The organism is Bacillus sp. 05T31, assembly GCF_056396725.1.
Window position 1 is genome coordinate 1 of sequence record NZ_JBFTMA010000838.1, and the last position, 1,672, is coordinate 1,672.

2 protein-coding genes are annotated in these 1,672 nt (G+C 34.5%); one reads left to right on the forward strand and one right to left on the reverse strand.

Going from position 1 to position 1,672, the window contains the following annotated elements; translation table 11 throughout:
- Positions 1-386: AI-2E family transporter (locus AC1DJR_RS28955; RefSeq protein WP_477004144.1), on the forward strand; the 386-nt coding region annotated here is incomplete at its 5' end.
- Positions 387-414: 28 nt separating this feature from the next.
- On the opposite strand, the gene AC1DJR_RS28960 is transcribed toward AC1DJR_RS28955, so the two are convergent.
- Positions 415-1,572 carry a 1-deoxy-D-xylulose-5-phosphate reductoisomerase gene (locus AC1DJR_RS28960; RefSeq protein WP_477004145.1) on the reverse strand — a complete coding sequence of 386 codons (1,158 nt, stop codon included), beginning with the start codon at positions 1,570-1,572 and terminating at the stop codon, positions 415-417.
- Positions 1,573-1,672 lie beyond the last annotated feature (100 nt).

Genomic DNA, 1,672 nt, shown 5'->3' on the forward strand with positions numbered 1-1,672 from the left:
GTATTATGCTATTAATCGGTTATCTTATTATTGGTATTAAATATGCGGTACTACTTGCTATTTTAGCGATGATTGTAAATATCGTTCCGTACGTAGGACCAATCATTGCAATTACACCAGCTTTAATTATCGCATTTATCGACTCGCCATCAATGGTGTTAAAAGTAATTATCGTTATGATGATTGTACAATTAGCAGAAGGTAAATTTATTTCTCCGCAAGTCATGGGGAAAAAGTTAGATATTCACCCGATTACTATTATATTTATCATTTTAACTGCGGGAAATTTATTTGGAATTATGGGGATTATTTTAGCAATTCCAGGGTATGCGATATTAAAAGTTTTAGTTACGCAYGGKTATAGATTTGTKAAGTTGAATACGTGAAAAAARAGCTAAAACAGAKAAAMCTGTTTTAGCTCTTTTTCATTAACAATTGATTTGCGTATTGGCGTGCCCATTGATCAGCTTCTAAKATATCATCGAGTGAAGGATCTTTTACGTTATGATGAGCTTCAACTGTATTGTAAATTGTTTTTTCGATATCGAAAAATGCAATTTCATTTTTAAGAAATAGTGCATTTGCAATTTCGTTCGCTGCATTTAATACGGCTGGAGTTGTACCGCCAATTTTTCCACAYTCAAATGCATATTGTAGACAGGGGAACTTTTCTAAATTTGGTTTTTCAAAATGCAAACTACCAATTTCTAATAAATTTAATTTTTCATAGGATGAAGGTAGTCGAGTAGGGTAGTGAAACGCATATTGAATCGGCATTCTCATATCAGGAGCACCGAGCTGTGCCATGACTGATCCATCAATAAATTCCACTAAAGAGTGAATGATACTTTCTTTATGAATCATAACATCAATTTTTTCATAAGGAATATCGAATAGCCACTTAGCTTCCATCACTTCAAACCCTTTATTCATTAACGTGGCAGAATCTATCGTTAGTTTTGCGCCCATTAACCAGTTTGGGTGTTTTAAAGCATCCTTCGCTTGTAATGTTTTCATTTCTTCACGTGTTTTATCACGAAAAGCGCCGCCAGAAGCTGTAACAATTAATTTTTCGATTTCCTTATTATTTTCCCCATTTAAACATTGGAAAATGGCTGAATGTTCACTATCAACTGGAATTAGGCGGCATCCGTTTTGTTTCGCTAGTTCGGTGACAATATGTCCAGCTGCAACTAAAGTTTCTTTGTTAGCGATAGCGATATCTTTCTTCGCCTTTARTGCTTCAATTGTTGGGAGTAAACCTGAAACACCGACAACTGAACTTAATACAAGATTTGTATCAGGATGGGTAGATACTTCAAKTAAACCATCAGTTCCATATGTAATTTTCGTATTTGTTGAAATACGAGAACGTAATGTATCCGCTAATTCTTTTGTCGCTACGCTTACAATACGAGGCTGAAACGATTCGATTTGTTTTTCGAGAAGATCGATATTATAATTCGCGGTTAAACCGACGATTTTAAAATGTTCAGGATGAGCGGAAACGACATCTAATGCAGATGTGCCAATGGATCCTGTTGAACCTAAAATGGATATATATTTTACCATGAAAAAACCTCCAAAGCTGTTTCGATTATTTCTGCAAACCTATATATTATTAGACAATTAAGGCGGAAATTCCTGCTATGTAAAATGGGAAATATATGTT